Raw genomic sequence first — 14,757 nt, forward strand, 5'->3', positions numbered from 1 at the left:
GCGTCCGCCGAACTCGCTGCCGTGCCTGGTAGACACGGTGCATGGCCTCGCTGCGCACCCCCGACCCCGACTCCGGCTGGCTGTCCGACGAGGAACTCGCGAACATCCGCCGTCGCCTGCCGATCTGCTACGTCGAGGCGATCCCGGTCCGCACGGACGGCCTCGGCGTCGTCACGGAGGTCGGCGTGCTGCTCCGCGTGGCACCGAGCGGCTCGATCGCCCGCACGCTCGTCTCCGGCCGGGTGATGTACGGCGAGTCGATCCGCACGGCGCTGTTCCGGCACCTCGAGAAGGACCTCGGGCCGATGGCGTTCCCGCAGCTGCCCGCGAGCCCGACGCCCTTCACGGTCGCCGAGTACTTCCCGCTGCCCGGCGCCTCGGTCTACACCGACGAGCGGCAGCACGCGATCTCCCTCGCGTACGTCGTCCCGGTGACGGGGACGTGCGAGCCGCGCCAGGACGCCCTCGAGCTCACGTGGATGAGCCCGATCGAGGCCGCGTCCGACGCCGTCGCCGACGAGATGGAGGGCGGCCGCGGCGCGCTGCTCCGCGCCGGCCTCGCCTCCGTCGGCGCCCTGCACTAGCCGGGACGCTCGGCCGCACGCCCGCCTGCAGGCGACCACGGCGGTCCCGATCGCCTGCGCACAACCAAAGTCGCTCCGCACCGCGCGAAACCGTGGTGCGGAGCGACTTTGGTTGTGCGGCCCTCAGACCGAGGCCCGGACGCCCCCGACGCGCGAACCACCACGCACACGACGAAGCCCCCGGGACCACGTGGTCCCGGGGGCTTCGCAGCTCGGTCGTGCGACCGGCTTCAGTGCTTCTCGTTGCGGAGGCTGTCCGCGACGCCGTGCGCCGCGTCCTTGACGTCATCGAGGCCCTGCTTGGCCGACGCCTTGGCCTGGTCGGTCTGACCCTCGGCCTTGAGCTTGTCGTTGCCGGTGAGGTTGCCGATGCCCTCCTTGACCTTGCCGACGAGCTTCTCGCCGGTGTGGTTCTCTTCGCTGCCAGCCATACGGTCTCCTTCCAACGACGGACGTTTCCCCGTCAGCCGCTCGCGCGGCATCCGGTGCAGGAGAACCTACGCCCGACGCCCGGTCACGTTCGGAGGAGACGTCGAGGTTCGGGGACGACGAGCCTCAGTGGCGGTCGGCAGCACCCGCCGGACGGGAGGCACGGCGCGAGCCACGACGACGTCCAGCGCCCGACTCGGAGCCGGCTCCACGACCCGCCGCGTAGCCGCCCTCCGACGACCACACCGGCGCGGACCCGCCCCGGACGACGTCGCTCGACGCACGACGGCTCCCGCCACGGCGCTGGCCGCCGGAGGCCGCCGCGTCCGAGCCGCGGCCGCCGCGACGACCGCCGGTCGCCTGGCCGCCACGACCGCCCTCGGCGTCCGCCGGACGCCCACCACGGCGGTTGCCGGAGCCGGCCGACCCGCCAGCCGGGGCTGCCTGTGCGGCCTGACCCGTGCCTCCCGAGCGTCCACCGCGACCACGACGACGACCGCCGCCCGCGCTGTCGGACTCGGCCGTGCGCTGCTTCGGCGCGCGCTGCTGCTGCACCGGCTGCTCCGGTGCCACGTGGCGGATCGGAGCGACCTCGCCGACGAGCTCGGTGACGGCGGGCGAGGTCGACGTGACCTGCTGCGGGGTGACCTTGATCGCGGCAGCGCGCATCATCTGCGCGACGTCGCGACGCTCGGCCGGCATCGTGACGGTGACGACGTCACCGGACGAACCGGCGCGGGCGGTGCGGCCCGAGCGGTGCAGGTACGCCTTGTGCTCGGTCGGCGGGTCGACGTGCACGACGAGCTCGACGTGGTCGACGTGCACCCCGCGCGCGGCGACGTCGGTGGCGACGAGGACGAGGGCCTCGCCGGAGGAGAACTTGGCGAGGTTGCGCTCGCGGGCGCCCTGCGACAGGTTGCCCTGCAGGTCGACGGCCGGGATGCCCTGGCTCGTGAGCTGCTTGGCGAGACGCTTCGCGTGGTGCTTCGTGCGCATGAAGAGGATGCGGCGACCGGCGCCCGAGGCGAGCGTCCGGACGAGGGCCTTCTTCGCGTCGGCGTCCGGAACCTCGAACAGGTGGTGGGTCATCGCCTCGACGGGGCTGGTCTCGTCGTCGACCGAGTGCAGGACCGGGTCGTGGAGGAACCGCTTGACGAGCTTGTCCACGCCGTTGTCGAGCGTGGCCGAGAACAGCAGTCGCTGCCCCTGCTCGGGCGTCGCCTGCATGATCTTGGTCACGCCGGGGAGGAAGCCCATGTCGGCCATGTGGTCGGCCTCGTCGAGGACGGTGACCTCGATGTCACCGAGGGACACGTGGCCCTGCTGCATGAGGTCCGCGAGACGACCGGGGCAGGCGACGACGACGTCGACGCCACCGCGGAGCGCGTCGACCTGCCGGCCCTGCGACACCCCGCCGAACACGGTCGTGGTCTTCAGGCCCATGGCCTCGGCGAGCGGGGCGAGGGTCGCGTCGATCTGCGTCGCGAGCTCGCGGGTCGGGGCGAGCACGAGCGCGCGGGGACGGCCGGCGCGGCGCTTCCGCGGGTTCGCTGCGAGGCGCGCCGCCAGCGGGATCGCGAACGCGATGGTCTTGCCGGAGCCCGTGCGGCCGCGGCCGAGGACGTCCTTGCCGCGGAGGGAGTCGGGGAGCGTGTCCGCCTGGATCGGGAAGGCGGTCTCCTTGCCCTGGCGGGCGAGGACGTCGGCCATCGGCGCGGGGACGCCGAGGTCGGCGAAGCGGATGTCGGTGGTGGTGGCGGTCATCGTGACCTTTCCAGCCGGTTCGACCGGCTGTGGGCGCGCTCGTGTGCAGCGCGCGGGCGGGATGCGCACCAGCACGGGTGGCTGGCGCAGTCGCCGCAGCAGAGAGCCTGGGCACCTTCGGGAGGTGCTCGATCATCGACCAACGGGTGGTCGGGAGTCGGGGGCGTCCGTACGACGCACGAGGCGATCGGCGCCTCGAGTACCCCCAGCATAGCGGGTGCACCCCCGCGGACCGGGGGTGGGGCCGTTCGCCCTGCGCGTGCGAGGATGCCCGGGTGCGCGCCAGGACCCTGACCATGACCGTCGCGACGACCCTGGTGGCCGTGCTCGGCACCGCCGCCTGCGCCACCGCGACCCCGGCGTCCTCGTACCGGAACCTGCCGACCTCCGGCGTCCCCGACTACCAGCTCGGAGGCTCGTACACGCCTCCGGCAGGCGTCACGATCGTCGAACGGGACAGTACCGAGCGACCCGCGAAGGGCAAGTACTCGATCTGCTACGTCAACGGTTTCCAGACGCAGCCCGAGGACGCCACGACGTGGAAGCGGGACCACCCGACCGCGATCCTCCGCGATGCGAAGGGCAAGCCCGTGTCCGATCCGGGCTGGCCGGACGAGATGCTCCTCGACACCACGACCGCGGCCAAGCGCGCCACGATCGTCCGGGTGCTGACGAAGTCCGTCGCCCGGTGCGCCGACCGGGGCTTCGCCGCCGTCGAGTTCGACAACCTCGACTCGTGGACGCGCTCGAAGGGGAAGCTCACACGCTCCGGGAACCTCGCGCTCGCCGCGGCGCTCGTCCGGGTCGGTCACGGCAAGGGCCTCGCCGTCGGGCAGAAGAACACCCCGCAGCTCGGGGCGTCGGGACGGAAGCAGACCGGGTTCGACTTCGTGGTCGCCGAGGAGTGCTTCGTCTACCAGGAGTGCGGCGCGTACACGAAGGCGTACGGCAAGCGCGTCATCGACATCGAGTACACCGACAACAGCAAGCGCCCGTGGTCGTCCGTGTGCGCGTCGACGAAGCGGCCGGCGATGACGATCCTCAGGGACCGCGACCTGGTGCCGGCGGGCGACGACGCCTACGTGTTCGAGCACTGCTGACACGGACCGCGTCGCGTGCGCGACCATCCTGCCTGGAGGCGCGGGTCCTGCCCGCCGCGCCCGTCGCGTCAGGCGGGCCAGGCCTCGTGCAGTGCCGTGGCGGCCTGGTCGGCGGACAGTCCGGCACTCCGCGCGGCGACGGCCAGCGCGTGCGCTGCCTCGGCGACCTCCGGCGGGACGTCGGCAGGACGGACCACCCGGGTGCCGGCACCGCGTGCGGTGTGCACGAGCCCGGACTCCTCGAGCAGCTGGTACGCCTTCGCGACCGTGCCCGCGGCCAGCCCGAGCTCGTCCGCCAGCCCCCGGACGCTCGGCAGCCGTGCACCGTCGACGAGGTAGCCCGCCTGGATCTGTGCGGCGATCTGCGCGCGGACCTGCTCGAACGGCGGGACGCTGCCGCCGCGGTCGAGTGCCACCAGACCGTTCATCTGCACCTCGCTAGAAGTCGTACTGCTCGCCGACGGGGATCGGGACGGGGACGGTGTTGCCGGGCGGTGCGAGCGGGCACGCCCACGCGGGGTCGTACGCGCACGAGGGGTTGTACGCGAAGTTGAAGTCGAGCACGAGCTCGTCGTCCTCACCGCCGAGGTCCGCGCCCTTGATCGTGTCCAGCAGGTAGCGGCCGCCGCCGTAGGTACCGCGGGCCTTGCCGGCGCTCGCGTCCTTCACCGGCACGAAGACCCCGCCCGCGTAGCCACCGTGCGACCACACGTCGAGCGTTCCGATGCCGGGTAGCCGCACCACGCCGAGCCGGTCGAAGTGCACGATGCCGTCGGTCCCGGTCTCGACGTCCATCGCCTGGGGCTCCGCGGGCTCGATCCGGGCGTGGAACCGCCAGTCCGGGTCGTAGGTCGGGACGGGCAGCGACTCGAAGTCGGCCGCGTCCTCGGCCAGCAGTGGCGACGCGGGGTGGTCGGCGAACATCGCGTCCCGGGTCTCCCGCCAGAACGCGTGCGCGGTCTCCGGGTCGGGGGTCGCACGCACCCGGCGGTACAGGTCGAACGTCATCCGCCGCCAGTCGACGGTCGCGAGCGTGCTCGCGACGGTCGCGTCGGTGCTCGGCACGGTGGCCGCGTCGTCGGTCCGGGGCTCGTCTCCTGCTCGCAGGTCGCTCACCCGTACAGGCTACGCCCGGGCCGCTCGCGGGAGCGAGCACGGGACCGCGGGTCGGCCGGCGTCACGCGGGGCGGCGCCACGTGGGTGCGAGCTGCCGCATCCGCAGCCCGCGCCACTGCCAGATGACCCACATCCCCGGCCAGAGCAGCACCCCGAGGACCGGTGGCCGCATCCGGTAGGTCAGCCGGTCGAGCAGCAGTGTCGTGCCGTCGCCGAGGTCGACCGTGGCCATCCGGTGCGCCATCGTCATCCGGCCGAAGAGCCCCGACACCCCGCCACCGTTGTCGCGTTGCACCGGGACGCCCTCGACCTCGTACCGGTCGATGTCCACGTGGGTGTCGCCGCTCGGGAACACCCCGAACGCATCGGCGGCGATCGGGTGCGGCTGGCCGAGCGTCCACCGCTCCGGGAACCCCTCGGGGGAGCGCGACCGGTACCGGAGGAACGGCTTCGTGACCGCCACCATCACCGACGGTGACAGGAGCGCGTCGCGGACCGTGTCGACCGGAGCGTCGAGGACGGTGCGGAGACCCACGTGCATGCGCCCGACGCTACGCGGACCGACTGTGACGGGGTGCGTTCCCCGGAGGCACCGGTGTGTTCAGGCGTGCCGGGCGGACCTGCGGCGCGAACCCTCGGCGCGGTCGTGCCGACGGAGCCGCTCGGCCAGGGACATCCGCACGGTCGGCCACTCGGACGCGGTGATCGAGAAGACGACGGTGTCGCGGAGCGTGCCGTCACGACCGATCTGGTGGTTCCGGAGCACGCCGTCCTGCTTCGCTCCGAGCGCCGCGATCGCCGCGCGGGACTGCATGTTGTGGAAGTGCGTCCGGAACTCGACCGCGATGCACTGCCACGACTCGAACGCGTGCGAGAGCTGCAGGAGCTTCGCCTCGGTGTTGATGCCCGTGCGCTGCGCCGACCGGGCGAGGAACGTCGACCCGACCTCGACCCGGCGGTTCGCCTGGTCGACGTTCATGAACGTGGTCGAGCCCACCACGCGGCCCGTCGGGCGGTCGCGCACCGCGAACGGCACCATCCGACCCGCCTCGTGCTCGGCGAGTCGCCGCTCGATCTCGGCGTCGACCTGCGCCGGAGCCGGGATCGACGTGTACCAGGTGCGCCACAGATCGCCGTCCGTGACCGCCGCCCGCAGGTCGTCCGCGTGCTCCGCCCCGAGGGGTTCGAGCGTCACGCGGTCGCCGGTCAGGGTGGGAACGGGGGCGATCTCCATGACACGGAATCCTACGGTCACCGACCGTCACCGGACCTCCGGACGAGACCGACCTGTGGAGACGGACAGGGGCCGGCGGGCGACTACCCTGTGCTCGTGGCAGCACGCACGCAGCAGCAGTACCAGGTCCGTTTCGCGTGGGGCGTCGCCGGCGCCGGACGGATCGCGCACGACACCCACCTGCTCGTCTGGGTCGACGTCCTCCCTGCCCCGCGGGACCACGACGACGCACTCCGCCGCACCGTCGCGGCCCTGCCGGACGGCCCGGAGGTCGTGCTCGGCCACCTCGGCAACGCGAGCACGGTCGCGGAACGCGTGACGCGCCTCCAGGCCGAACGCGGTGACCGGTGCGTCGTCGCGATCGTCGCCGCCGGAGCCGACCACGCTGCCCGCTCGGACGCGGCGGACGCCGCCGGTGAGGCGTGGGACGTCCCCGGATCGCCGGACTTCGCGGTCGAGGACCTCCTCGCCGCGGGGGCCGTCCTCGACGCGCTCGCCGTGGTCGGGATCGACCACACGTCGCCGGAGGCCGCTGCCGCCTGCGCGGCGTACACGGGCCTCCGACGGGCCACGAAGCACCTCGTCTCGGCGTCCGAGGGGGCGCGGGAGCTCGACCGGGCCGACGTGCAGGCGGCGCTGGCCCGCGGTGGGGAACTCGTCACCCTGCGGGCGTAGCGTCCGGAGGGTCAACGGACCCGAGAAGGAGCACGTCATGAAGGCAGTCGTCGGCGACACCGTGATCGCGGAGAGCGACAAGGGCGACCTCATCCAGATCGAGGGCAACTGGTACTTCCCGCCGTCGAGCGTGAAGACCGAGCTGCTGACCGAGAGCCCGACGCAGTACCACTGCCCGTGGAAGGGCGACACGCAGTACTACACCGTGCACGTCGACGGGCAGGAGCTGCCGGACCGCGCGTGGTCGTACCCGACGCCGATCCCGTCGTCGTTCGACCGAGTGGGCAAGGACTACTCGGGCTACGTCGCGTTCTGGAAGGACGTCGAGGTCGTCGAGTAGACCCGGCTGGGCACCAGTGGGCGGGGCGCCGGCGCGTGGGCGCGGCCGTGCCCGCGAGCCCGCGGCGCCGCGCGTCAGCCCGCCAGCGTCAGCCAGACCAGCGCGACGTTGAGCGCCACGATCACCAGCGCGATGACCCCCGCGACCACGCGGGTGGTCATCGCGTTGACGTCGTCCGCCATCACGCTCCGCCGCGAGGTGTAGACCACCAGCGGCACGATCGCGAACGCGATCCCGAAGCTCAGCACGACCTGGCTGACCACGAGCAGCATCGTCGCGTCCACGTTCACCGCGAGCAGCACGATCGCCGGCACGAGGGTCACGAGCCGCCGCACGACCACCGGGATCCGCACGTGCAGGAGCCCCTTCATGATCTCGGCACCGGCCATGCAGCCCACCGAGGTCGACGCCAACCCCGACGCCAGCAGCCCCACCGCGAACAGCACGCCCACGACCGGGCCGACGTTCGCCGCGATGGCCGCCTGCGCCCCCGGGATGGTGTCGGTCCCCTCCACCCCCGGCAGCGTCGCCGCGGCGAGGACGAGCATGCAGATGTTCACGCCGCCCGCGACGACGAGTGCGAGGGCCACGTCCCACCGCGTCGCGACGAGGACCCGTCGGCGCTCCGGCCCCGCGGGGACGTCACCGTGGCGGTCCCGCGCGAGGGCCGAGTGCAGGTACACGGCGTGCGGCATCACCGTCGCGCCGAGCATCGACGCCGCGAGCAGCACCGAGCCGGAGCCCTCGAAGCGCGGGACCAGACCGGCGACGAGTTCCCCCGGAGACACCTGCGCGAAGAGCAGCCCCGCGCAGAAGCCGACCGTCAGGATCGCGAGCATCGCCGTGACGACCGCCTCGAACGCCCGGGTGCCCCGTCGGTTCTGCAGCAGCAGGATCGCCATCGACACCACGCCCGTGATCACCCCGCCGGCGACCAGCGGCAGCCCGAAGAGCAGGTGCAGCGCCAGTGCCCCACCGATGACCTCGGCGATGTCGGTGGCGGCCGCGACGACCTCGGCCTGCGCCCAGAAGAGCAGCCGGGGTGTGCGCCGCATCCGGAGGCCGAGGTGCTCCGGGAGGGACTTGCCCGTGACGACCCCGAGCTTCGCCGAGAGGTACTGCACCACGACGGCACTCGCGTTGGCGGCGACGAGGACCCAGAGCAGCAGGTAGCCGTACTTCGCACCCGCCGTGAGGTTGGCGGCGACGTTGCCGGGGTCGACGTAGGCGATGGCGGCGACGAAGGCGGGGCCGAGGAGCGTCAGACCGGCGGCGCGCTTCCGAGGGGTGGTCGCCTCGGCGGGGCGGGTCGCGGTGTCGGTCATGGGGACCAGTGTGCCAGAGGATTCGGCATGCCGAATCCTTGTTTTCGAGATGTGCGCAACGGTGCGGCGGCCGCGGACGCACGTCGGACGAAGAGTGAGGAGGGGCGGCGCTCAGGCCGCGCCGGGCCAGCCGGGGACCCGCGTCTGCCGCACCTCGGCGTGCTCCACGGCATCGAGCGGCAGAGCTGCCTCGTACCAGTCCGCATCGAGCTTCGTGAGTCGGAGACCTTCGTTGAGCCGGTGATCGTGCTGCAAGGAGATCGCCACGGTCGCACCCGCACCCGACTCCGTTCGGACCTGGTCGGCGAGCCGGAGCTCGAGACCGTTCCACCGGACCCGGCAGTCCAGCTCGTAGTAGTCCTCCACCTCGGCGGTGGGCACGACCGTGCTCCACACACCGGGGCTCGACTGCGTGAACCCAGCCGCCTCCGCACCGGGGTCCTGGCGGATGAGTGCGGTGTGCGAGCCGTCGTCGAGACGGTCCGCGACGTACTGCACTCCCCGGTGCACGGCGACACCGCCCGAGAAGACCGAGACCTGCCGAGGCCGCACACTGCGGTGTTGCTCGAGCTCCTCGCGGTACACCCAGCCGACGTGCGCGCCCGCGTAGCGAGCCATGAAGACCACCTGGCCCGTCGGCTCGTACCGCCACATCTCCGTGCCGTACGGCGGCCGGTGCGAGGGCATCCACGAGAGCGGCACGACGGCGTCGGTCGTCGTCGCGACGAATCCGTTGCCCGTGAACGGCGGGTGGTCCACCCACCACCGGCCGAGCGCGGCCGCGGTCCGTTCGTCGTTGCCGCCCCGAGCGGTCTCCACGAAGAGTTCCGGCGTGACGGGGAAGCGCACGACGTCGATCGCGGCATCAGGGTCGAACGGGGAACCCGGGTAGGCCAGACCGTGCACGTCGATCAGGTCCCGGGGTCCCTGTGCGCCGTCGACCGCAGCCACCGGTACGACGTACCCGGCGATCCGGTCGGCACGGCCGCTCGCGAACGCCGCGCTGAGTTGCGGCGTCAGTGCCTTCTGCGCGATCACCCTGTCGGCCATGGCAGCCCTCCTGTCGTGGACTCCCAGCGTAGTGAGACGCGCGGGGTCGGCATCATCGTGGTCACGCCGGTCCCGTCGAGAGGTCCGCGAGGTCGGTCACGGCGACGGCGACGGCCCATCGGTCCCCGACCGGCGGCAGCACCTGCAACGGTGCGGTCCCGAGGCCACGGCTGTCGGGCCGCTGTCCCGTCCCGAGCGCGACCGCGCGGCCGCGGTCGCGCCACACCAGGTAGGGCTGTGCCAGCTCGACCGGCAGGCCGTTCCACGTCGCGGTCGTCTTGACGTCGACGAACGGACCGCACTCGTCGGAGGGCACCTCGATGACCGTCGTGGTGAGCTGGCGAGCCCCCGCAGCGAACGCAGCAGCGAGATCGGCAGGGCTGCGCAGGAGCAGGCCGGTGGCTCCCGGTGTCACGACGAACGGCGGCGGCATCGACCCGACCGAACGGTTCTCGAAGCCTGGTGCGAGCCCGTAGTCCCGACCACGCCACGTGGTCGACGACCCCGCGGGCAGCACCGTCGGGCCGTCACCACTCCACTCGGACCACATCGTCCCGACGGTCTGCAGGTCAGCGCGTGGACGGACCCGTACCCCGCCGCGTGGCGATCCGATGAGCACGTCATCGATGGCGTCGAGCCCGTTCGGCGTCGCGAGGGAGTCGTCGCCGCGCTTGCCCAGGACCTCCCAAGCCGCGCCGGCCGCGTCCACCGCGCGCAGCGTCCGGAACGTCACCGATCCGGTTCGGCTCTCCGTCACGGACGGTTCCTCGGCGGTCCCCGGGCTGGCGGGTGCGAGCGTGCTCGTGCGCGTCGTCCGCGACCGCACCAGGCCGGGATCGTCGAGCTCGAGCCGGAACGCTCCCGCCTGGTCGGTGACGGAGATCCCGAACGGTCTGAGGGTCGACGCATCCGCGTTGCCCCGGACGACGGTCGCGCCGCCTTCCTCGGTGACCCGGACCGGCACGGTTCCCAGGAACGCGCGGACGTCGACCTCGCGCTCCGCTGCGCCGGCGCTGCCGTCGGTCACTTGGTGTCGAGGACGACCCAGTGGCCGTTGTCCATGACTGCGACGACGTCCTGCGTGCCGTCGGCGTTGTATCGCCACATCTCCGCGCCGTCCGGCAGCTGCCACAGCCGCAGCGTCGATTCCGGCACCGCGAGGGTGCCTTCGCCCGCCCAGCCGTTGCCGCGGTAGGGATTGCTCGGGTCGGCGGCTGCGAGGTAGCGGTCTCCGTCGTTGATCTGCAGGCCGCGATCGATCATCCAATCGCGACGCTCCGCCGGGGTCGCCGCGTCCCAGGCGGCGCCGCCGTCGGCGCTGCCGACCCCGAAGCGGTTCGACAGGTCCGTCGCGATGTCGTTCTCGACGTGCAGACCGGAGACGCCGGCCTGGTCGAGCTGGGCGCGCACGGCGAAGACCGGCTCCGACCCGCTCCGCGAGAACATGGTGCCGTCGTAGCCGAGACCGAGGTTGCCGTACAGGTCGTCGTGGCCGAGGTGGGCCACGTCGTCGAACCGGGCGACGAACCCGCCCATGACCTGGACGGGGCCGTACCGGTTGAAGTCCGGGTCGTTCGGCTGGACACCGTCGAACACGTCGCCGAGGTCGTCGCCGGCGAGGTGCCGGAACTCAGCGGGGAACGTGCCCATCACGTCGCCGGGGTTGATGACCTTCTGGAACGCCTCGCCCGGCTGGAACGCCGGGGCGGCGTCGCGGATGGAGACCGCGGTGTGGAGTTCCGATGCACTGAGCTCGTCGAGCGGGCGCGAGACGAGGTGGTCGTAGTCGGCCCGGGTGATGCCGTGCTGGGCGAGCACCTGGTCGGTCGACGGGCTGAGCGGGACGGTCTGGCTCGGACGCGCGGAGCCGGGCGGGTACTGCGGTTCCCACGGACGACCGTTCGTCGCTTCCCAGTCCGTTCGGAACTGGGAGCCCGGCGTGGTGGGAGCCACGGGAGTGTGTGCGACCGCGGCGGCTCCGGCACCCGCGGCCGCGGTGCTCGCGTCGGCGGGCACGTGCGTGGTGCTCGCGTCGGCGGTCACGTGCGCGGTGCCGGTGGCAACCGGGTTGTCAGTGCCGGTCTGCACGGTCTCGACCGGGGCGGCGTCTGCGCGCGCGGGGTCGGCGACGGTGTGCCCTGTGCCCGCGTCCGCGGCGCCGACGTGCGCCGAGTCGGCGGCGGCGTGAGCACCCTGACCGGTGCCGGGATCGGTCGGGGACGGTCGATCGGCCTGGATGTGCGTCTCGGTCGCCGCGATGTCAGCCGCGGACGGCGGGGTCCCGTCGGCGGCGCCGTGCTGCGTCGTCGACGGGTCGAGCGCGGTGGCACCGGTTGGCTGCGCGGCTTCCGCGGCCGGGGTGTGTCCGGTGGTCGTCGCAGACTCGTGGGACGACCCCGCGTCGGCGGTCGCCTCGGGCGAGGCGGGGGACGTGGCCGGGTCGGGGAGCGATGTCGTGTCCACCGGAGTGCTCGACCCGTGATCGGCCGGGGCAGCGTCGTTCACGACGGGGGTCTGGGAGGGGTCGATGTGCGGGCGGTCGCCGCCGGCGTGCTGCGTGGGTGCGGCCTGTGCGGCGTCGTTCACGACGGGGGTCTGGGAGGCGTCGATGTGCGGGCGGTCGCCGCCGGCGTGCTGCGTGGGTGCGGCCTGTGCGGTGTCGTTCACGACGGGCGTCTGGGCGTTCGACACGTCGACGTGGCCACCCGTCGACGCCGGCGCCGGTGCGCCGGCGTCCGCCATCGTCGGGGCGTGCGCGGAGGCGCCGGAGTTCCCGTGGTCGATCGTCGGCACTTGCGCCGAGGTGCTGGTGTTCCCGTGGTCGATGGTCGGGGCGTGCGCCGAGGTGCTGGTGTTCCCGTGGTCGATGGTCGGGGCGTGCCCCGATGCGTCACCACCCACACCGGTCGACTCCGCGCTGACGCCGCCGTCCGGCAGCGTGACGGGGGAGCCGGTCGAGGACGAGGTCGAGGTCGTCGCCCCGTCGCCGCCGGCACCGGGAACGTGCGTCCGGCCGGAACTCGTCACGGCATTCCACCCGGACGACAGTGCATGGCCCCCGGCGCCGGTGACCCCACCGCCCGCCGTGCCGAAGACGGTGCCGTTCGCGAGGGACTGCAGGACGTTGAAGTGGTGGTGCTCCGGATCGAGCGCTGCAGCCGTGGCGTCCGTCGCGACGTTGCCGGCGGCACCGCCTGCTGCGCCGCTGGCCGCACCCTTCGCGCCCTCGACCGCGGTTGCCCGCCAGAACGTGGGAGCCACACCACCGGCCGCGTCCGCTGCAGCGTTCCGCCCGACCCGGCTCATCGCAGCGCCGCTGCCGAAGCCGAACGCGCCACCGACGACCGACCCGACAGCGTTCGAGATGATGTCGTCCATGGACGTGCCCTTGCCGTGCACGGCGTTCACGATGATGGGCGCTGCCGTACCGGTGATCGTGCCCTTGACCGTCTCGTACGTGAAACGCGTCACGAACGAACCGTGCTCGAGCTTCCGCAGCATGTTGGCAGCCTTGAGGAACTGCTCCGCGTGGATCTTGTTGAGGAACGCGAGTTTCCGGATGACGCCCGCGATGCGGGTGGCCCAGGTGACGACGATACGAGCACCGTTCGCTGCACCGGCCAGCGCGCCCAGCCCGAAGGTGACGAAGGACAACGCGATGCTGATGCCCACGTCGAGCGCGAGCTCCGCGAGCAGCTGCTCGATCATGCTGCGGATCTCCTCCGCGGCCTGGTCGTAGTTCGCCTTGATCTGCTTCAGGGAACCCGCCGCCCCGGTCGCCGCATCGGCAGCGGTCGAGATGTGGCCGGACATCGTGCTCTTCGCCGCGAGGATCGTCGCCTTCTGCGGGATGTCGGCGGCGTCGACCTGGGTCAGGCCGCCGCTGAGCTTGCTCGACGCTGCACGGAGCGACGCCTCGTAGGATTCCCACGACGACGCGGCGGAGGACAGCTTGTCCGGGTCGCCCTGCGGGAGCTGCACGCCGATGGCACGGAGTGCGTCCTGGAGGACGTCCTCCACCTTGCCCCACCCACCGGGCCAGCCGGCGCCGAGCGAGGACGGCAGATCGGTCGCGACGGCGTAGTCCGACGCGGGCACCGCGATGCCGGAGCCGTCCTGCTGGCCGGCACTGGCGAGCTCGGCGTCCTTGTACGCCGAGCCCGTCCCGGCGAGGAGGGTCTCGAACGCGGCGAGCATGCCGACGAGGTTCTTCGCGCTCGTGGCAGCGCTGCGCGCCTGGTCGTCGTACACGCCCGCGAACTGCTCGGCGCTCTCGTCGTCGCCGGCCATGCCCGCGGTCCCGCTGAGCGCGGAGTGCAGGCTCGACCACGCGGTCGAGATGTCGTGTGCGACGCTCGCGACGTCGTCGCCGTCGGTCGCGATGCCGAAGGCGTTGAGCCGGACCATGGTCATCCGCTGATCTCCCCCTGGAACTTCGACCACGACGTGTCCAGTGCGTCGATCGTCGCCTGGTAGGTCGCCTCGATGGCGGTCGCACGCTCGTGCAGGTCGGCGGCGGTGGTCGTCAGCGCACCTCCGCCGGCGTTCCACTGCTCGAAGGACGTCACGAACGCGCTCATCGCCGGTCCCTGCCACTCGTTCGGCAGGATGTACGCGAACGTCGTCGCTCCTTGCTGCAACAGGGCGCAGTAGTCGTGGAGACGCTGCATGCTGTCCACCAGGTGGTGGAGGCTCTCCATGTCCGCCTGCTGGTCACTCATGCTCGGTCCTCCTCGAGGTCCGTCCAGACCTCGCCGGCCTGCTGCTCGGCTGCGGTCTCGCGGCCGGAGAGCCCCGGGCGGTCGGTCGACCCTGCCGGACCGAGCTGGCTCCGGGTGTCGGCGAACGCTCCCCCGAGCGCGGTCTCGTTGCCGTGGTACGCGGACTCAGCAGCCACGAGCCGGACGGCGAGGCTCTCCAGGACTCCGCGCAGCAGCACGGCGTCGGCCTGGAAGTCGGTCCAGGTGGTGTCGAACGCGGTGGCGTCCTCGCCCTTCCACGCCGTGTCGATCACCGCTCGGACGGCGGCGTCGGTGTCGGCGAGGTGCCCGTCGAACGTCGCGACGACGGTCCGGAGCATCTGGGCGACCTCGCCCAGGCTCTCCGGACGGACCCGGTACTGCACCATGTCGTTCCCCCT

16 protein-coding genes are annotated in these 14,757 nt (G+C 72.5%); 4 read left to right on the forward strand and 12 right to left on the reverse strand.

The window, feature by feature from the left end:
* Window positions 1–41 precede the first annotated feature (41 nt).
* The gene (locus ACIPYW_RS06875) at window positions 42–584 is read left to right on the forward strand and encodes an NUDIX hydrolase family protein (protein WP_290133519.1); all 543 of its coding nucleotides are present in this window, start codon (window positions 42–44) and stop codon (window positions 582–584) included.
* A gap of 230 nt (window positions 585–814) precedes the next feature.
* Here the strand turns inward: ACIPYW_RS06875 and ACIPYW_RS06880 are convergent, their stop codons facing one another.
* Entirely contained in the window at window positions 815–1,015 is a 201-nt protein-coding gene (locus ACIPYW_RS06880) for a CsbD family protein (RefSeq protein WP_400412071.1), read from the reverse strand.
* Between the two features lie 124 nt (window positions 1,016–1,139).
* Window positions 1,140–2,777 (reverse strand): DEAD/DEAH box helicase, encoded by a 1,638-nt coding sequence (locus ACIPYW_RS06885; RefSeq protein WP_400412073.1) that lies wholly within the window; start codon window positions 2,775–2,777, stop codon window positions 1,140–1,142.
* 275 nt (window positions 2,778–3,052) lie between these two features.
* Between ACIPYW_RS06885 and ACIPYW_RS06890 the strand changes: the two genes are divergently transcribed.
* Window positions 3,053–3,877, forward strand: a complete 825-nt coding sequence (locus tag ACIPYW_RS06890) for an endo alpha-1,4 polygalactosaminidase (RefSeq protein ID WP_400412075.1) — start codon at window positions 3,053–3,055, stop codon at window positions 3,875–3,877.
* A 68-nt stretch (window positions 3,878–3,945) separates the two neighbouring features.
* Here ACIPYW_RS06890 and ACIPYW_RS06895 read toward each other — a convergent pair whose 3' ends face one another.
* The 4 genes from ACIPYW_RS06895 to ACIPYW_RS06910 all read right to left on the reverse strand — a co-directional run bounded on the left by ACIPYW_RS06895 (window position 3,946) and on the right by ACIPYW_RS06910 (window position 6,227).
* Complete coding sequence (locus ACIPYW_RS06895) at window positions 3,946–4,305, reverse strand: GntR family transcriptional regulator (protein ID WP_290133523.1); 360 nt, start codon at window positions 4,303–4,305, stop codon at window positions 3,946–3,948.
* A gap of 10 nt (window positions 4,306–4,315) precedes the next feature.
* On the reverse strand, window positions 4,316–4,885 hold the full coding sequence (locus tag ACIPYW_RS06900; RefSeq protein WP_400412531.1) for a DUF1684 domain-containing protein: 570 nt from the start codon (window positions 4,883–4,885) through the stop codon (window positions 4,316–4,318).
* Window positions 4,886–5,054: 169 nt separating this feature from the next.
* Window positions 5,055–5,534 (reverse strand): hypothetical protein, encoded by a 480-nt coding sequence (locus ACIPYW_RS06905; protein WP_400412078.1) that lies wholly within the window; start codon window positions 5,532–5,534, stop codon window positions 5,055–5,057.
* Window positions 5,535–5,594: 60 nt separating this feature from the next.
* Entirely contained in the window at window positions 5,595–6,227 is a 633-nt protein-coding gene (locus tag ACIPYW_RS06910) for a GNAT family N-acetyltransferase (protein ID WP_290133525.1), read from the reverse strand.
* Window positions 6,228–6,323: 96 nt separating this feature from the next.
* Here ACIPYW_RS06910 and ACIPYW_RS06915 point away from each other — a divergent pair, with 96 nt between their 5' ends.
* Both ACIPYW_RS06915 and ACIPYW_RS06920 read left to right on the forward strand, forming a co-directional pair.
* Window positions 6,324–6,902 (forward strand): 2-phosphosulfolactate phosphatase, encoded by a 579-nt coding sequence (locus tag ACIPYW_RS06915; RefSeq protein WP_400412081.1) that lies wholly within the window; start codon window positions 6,324–6,326, stop codon window positions 6,900–6,902.
* A 37-nt stretch (window positions 6,903–6,939) separates the two neighbouring features.
* On the forward strand, window positions 6,940–7,242 hold the full coding sequence (locus tag ACIPYW_RS06920; RefSeq protein ID WP_400412084.1) for a DUF427 domain-containing protein: 303 nt from the start codon (window positions 6,940–6,942) through the stop codon (window positions 7,240–7,242).
* A 74-nt stretch (window positions 7,243–7,316) separates the two neighbouring features.
* On the opposite strand, the gene ACIPYW_RS06925 is transcribed toward ACIPYW_RS06920, so the two are convergent.
* From ACIPYW_RS06925 to ACIPYW_RS06950, 6 genes are all read right to left on the reverse strand, one after another.
* Complete coding sequence (locus ACIPYW_RS06925; RefSeq protein WP_400412086.1) at window positions 7,317–8,567, reverse strand: Nramp family divalent metal transporter; 1,251 nt, start codon at window positions 8,565–8,567, stop codon at window positions 7,317–7,319.
* Between the two features lie 111 nt (window positions 8,568–8,678).
* Entirely contained in the window at window positions 8,679–9,617 is a 939-nt protein-coding gene (locus ACIPYW_RS06930) for a hypothetical protein (protein ID WP_400412089.1), read from the reverse strand.
* A gap of 61 nt (window positions 9,618–9,678) precedes the next feature.
* Window positions 9,679–10,644: a hypothetical protein gene (locus ACIPYW_RS06935; protein WP_400412092.1), complete on the reverse strand. Its 966-nt coding sequence runs from the start codon at window positions 10,642–10,644 to the stop codon at window positions 9,679–9,681.
* Complete coding sequence (locus ACIPYW_RS06940) at window positions 10,641–14,030, reverse strand: hypothetical protein (RefSeq protein WP_400412095.1); 3,390 nt, start codon at window positions 14,028–14,030, stop codon at window positions 10,641–10,643. Before ACIPYW_RS06940 ends, ACIPYW_RS06935 begins: the two co-directional genes overlap by 4 nt.
* A complete protein-coding gene (locus ACIPYW_RS06945; protein WP_400412097.1) occupies window positions 14,027–14,338 on the reverse strand; it encodes a hypothetical protein in 312 nt (103 codons plus the stop codon). Before ACIPYW_RS06945 ends, ACIPYW_RS06940 begins: the two co-directional genes overlap by 4 nt.
* Complete coding sequence (locus tag ACIPYW_RS06950) at window positions 14,335–14,745, reverse strand: WXG100 family type VII secretion target (RefSeq protein ID WP_400412099.1); 411 nt, start codon at window positions 14,743–14,745, stop codon at window positions 14,335–14,337. Before ACIPYW_RS06950 ends, ACIPYW_RS06945 begins: the two co-directional genes overlap by 4 nt.
* Window positions 14,746–14,757 lie beyond the last annotated feature (12 nt).

Origin of the sequence: Curtobacterium sp. NPDC089689, assembly GCF_044749145.1 — a bacterium.
Lineage (GTDB): Bacteria > Actinomycetota > Actinomycetes > Actinomycetales > Microbacteriaceae > Curtobacterium.

Bases quoted from the DNA above. Each gene is read 5' to 3' on its own strand.
- ACIPYW_RS06910 (WP_290133525.1), bottom strand. From the start codon at position 6,227: ATGGAGATCGCCCCCGTTCCCACCCTGACCGGCGACCGCGTGACGCTC.
- ACIPYW_RS06905 (WP_400412078.1), bottom strand. From the start codon at position 5,534: ATGCACGTGGGTCTCCGCACCGTCCTCGACGCTCCGGTCGACACGGTC.
- ACIPYW_RS06930 (WP_400412089.1), bottom strand. From the start codon at position 9,617: ATGGCCGACAGGGTGATCGCGCAGAAGGCACTGACGCCGCAACTCAGC.
- ACIPYW_RS06895 (WP_290133523.1), bottom strand. From the start codon at position 4,305: ATGAACGGTCTGGTGGCACTCGACCGCGGCGGCAGCGTCCCGCCGTTC.
- ACIPYW_RS06875 (WP_290133519.1), top strand. From the start codon at position 42: ATGGCCTCGCTGCGCACCCCCGACCCCGACTCCGGCTGGCTGTCCGAC.
- ACIPYW_RS06940 (WP_400412095.1), bottom strand. From the start codon at position 14,030: ATGACCATGGTCCGGCTCAACGCCTTCGGCATCGCGACCGACGGCGAC.
- ACIPYW_RS06925 (WP_400412086.1), bottom strand. From the start codon at position 8,567: ATGACCGACACCGCGACCCGCCCCGCCGAGGCGACCACCCCTCGGAAG.
- ACIPYW_RS06880 (WP_400412071.1), bottom strand. From the start codon at position 1,015: ATGGCTGGCAGCGAAGAGAACCACACCGGCGAGAAGCTCGTCGGCAAG.
- ACIPYW_RS06900 (WP_400412531.1), bottom strand. From the start codon at position 4,885: ATGACGTTCGACCTGTACCGCCGGGTGCGTGCGACCCCCGACCCGGAG.
- ACIPYW_RS06885 (WP_400412073.1), bottom strand. From the start codon at position 2,777: ATGACCGCCACCACCACCGACATCCGCTTCGCCGACCTCGGCGTCCCC.
- ACIPYW_RS06945 (WP_400412097.1), bottom strand. From the start codon at position 14,338: ATGAGTGACCAGCAGGCGGACATGGAGAGCCTCCACCACCTGGTGGAC.
- ACIPYW_RS06950 (WP_400412099.1), bottom strand. From the start codon at position 14,745: ATGGTGCAGTACCGGGTCCGTCCGGAGAGCCTGGGCGAGGTCGCCCAG.
- ACIPYW_RS06920 (WP_400412084.1), top strand. From the start codon at position 6,940: ATGAAGGCAGTCGTCGGCGACACCGTGATCGCGGAGAGCGACAAGGGC.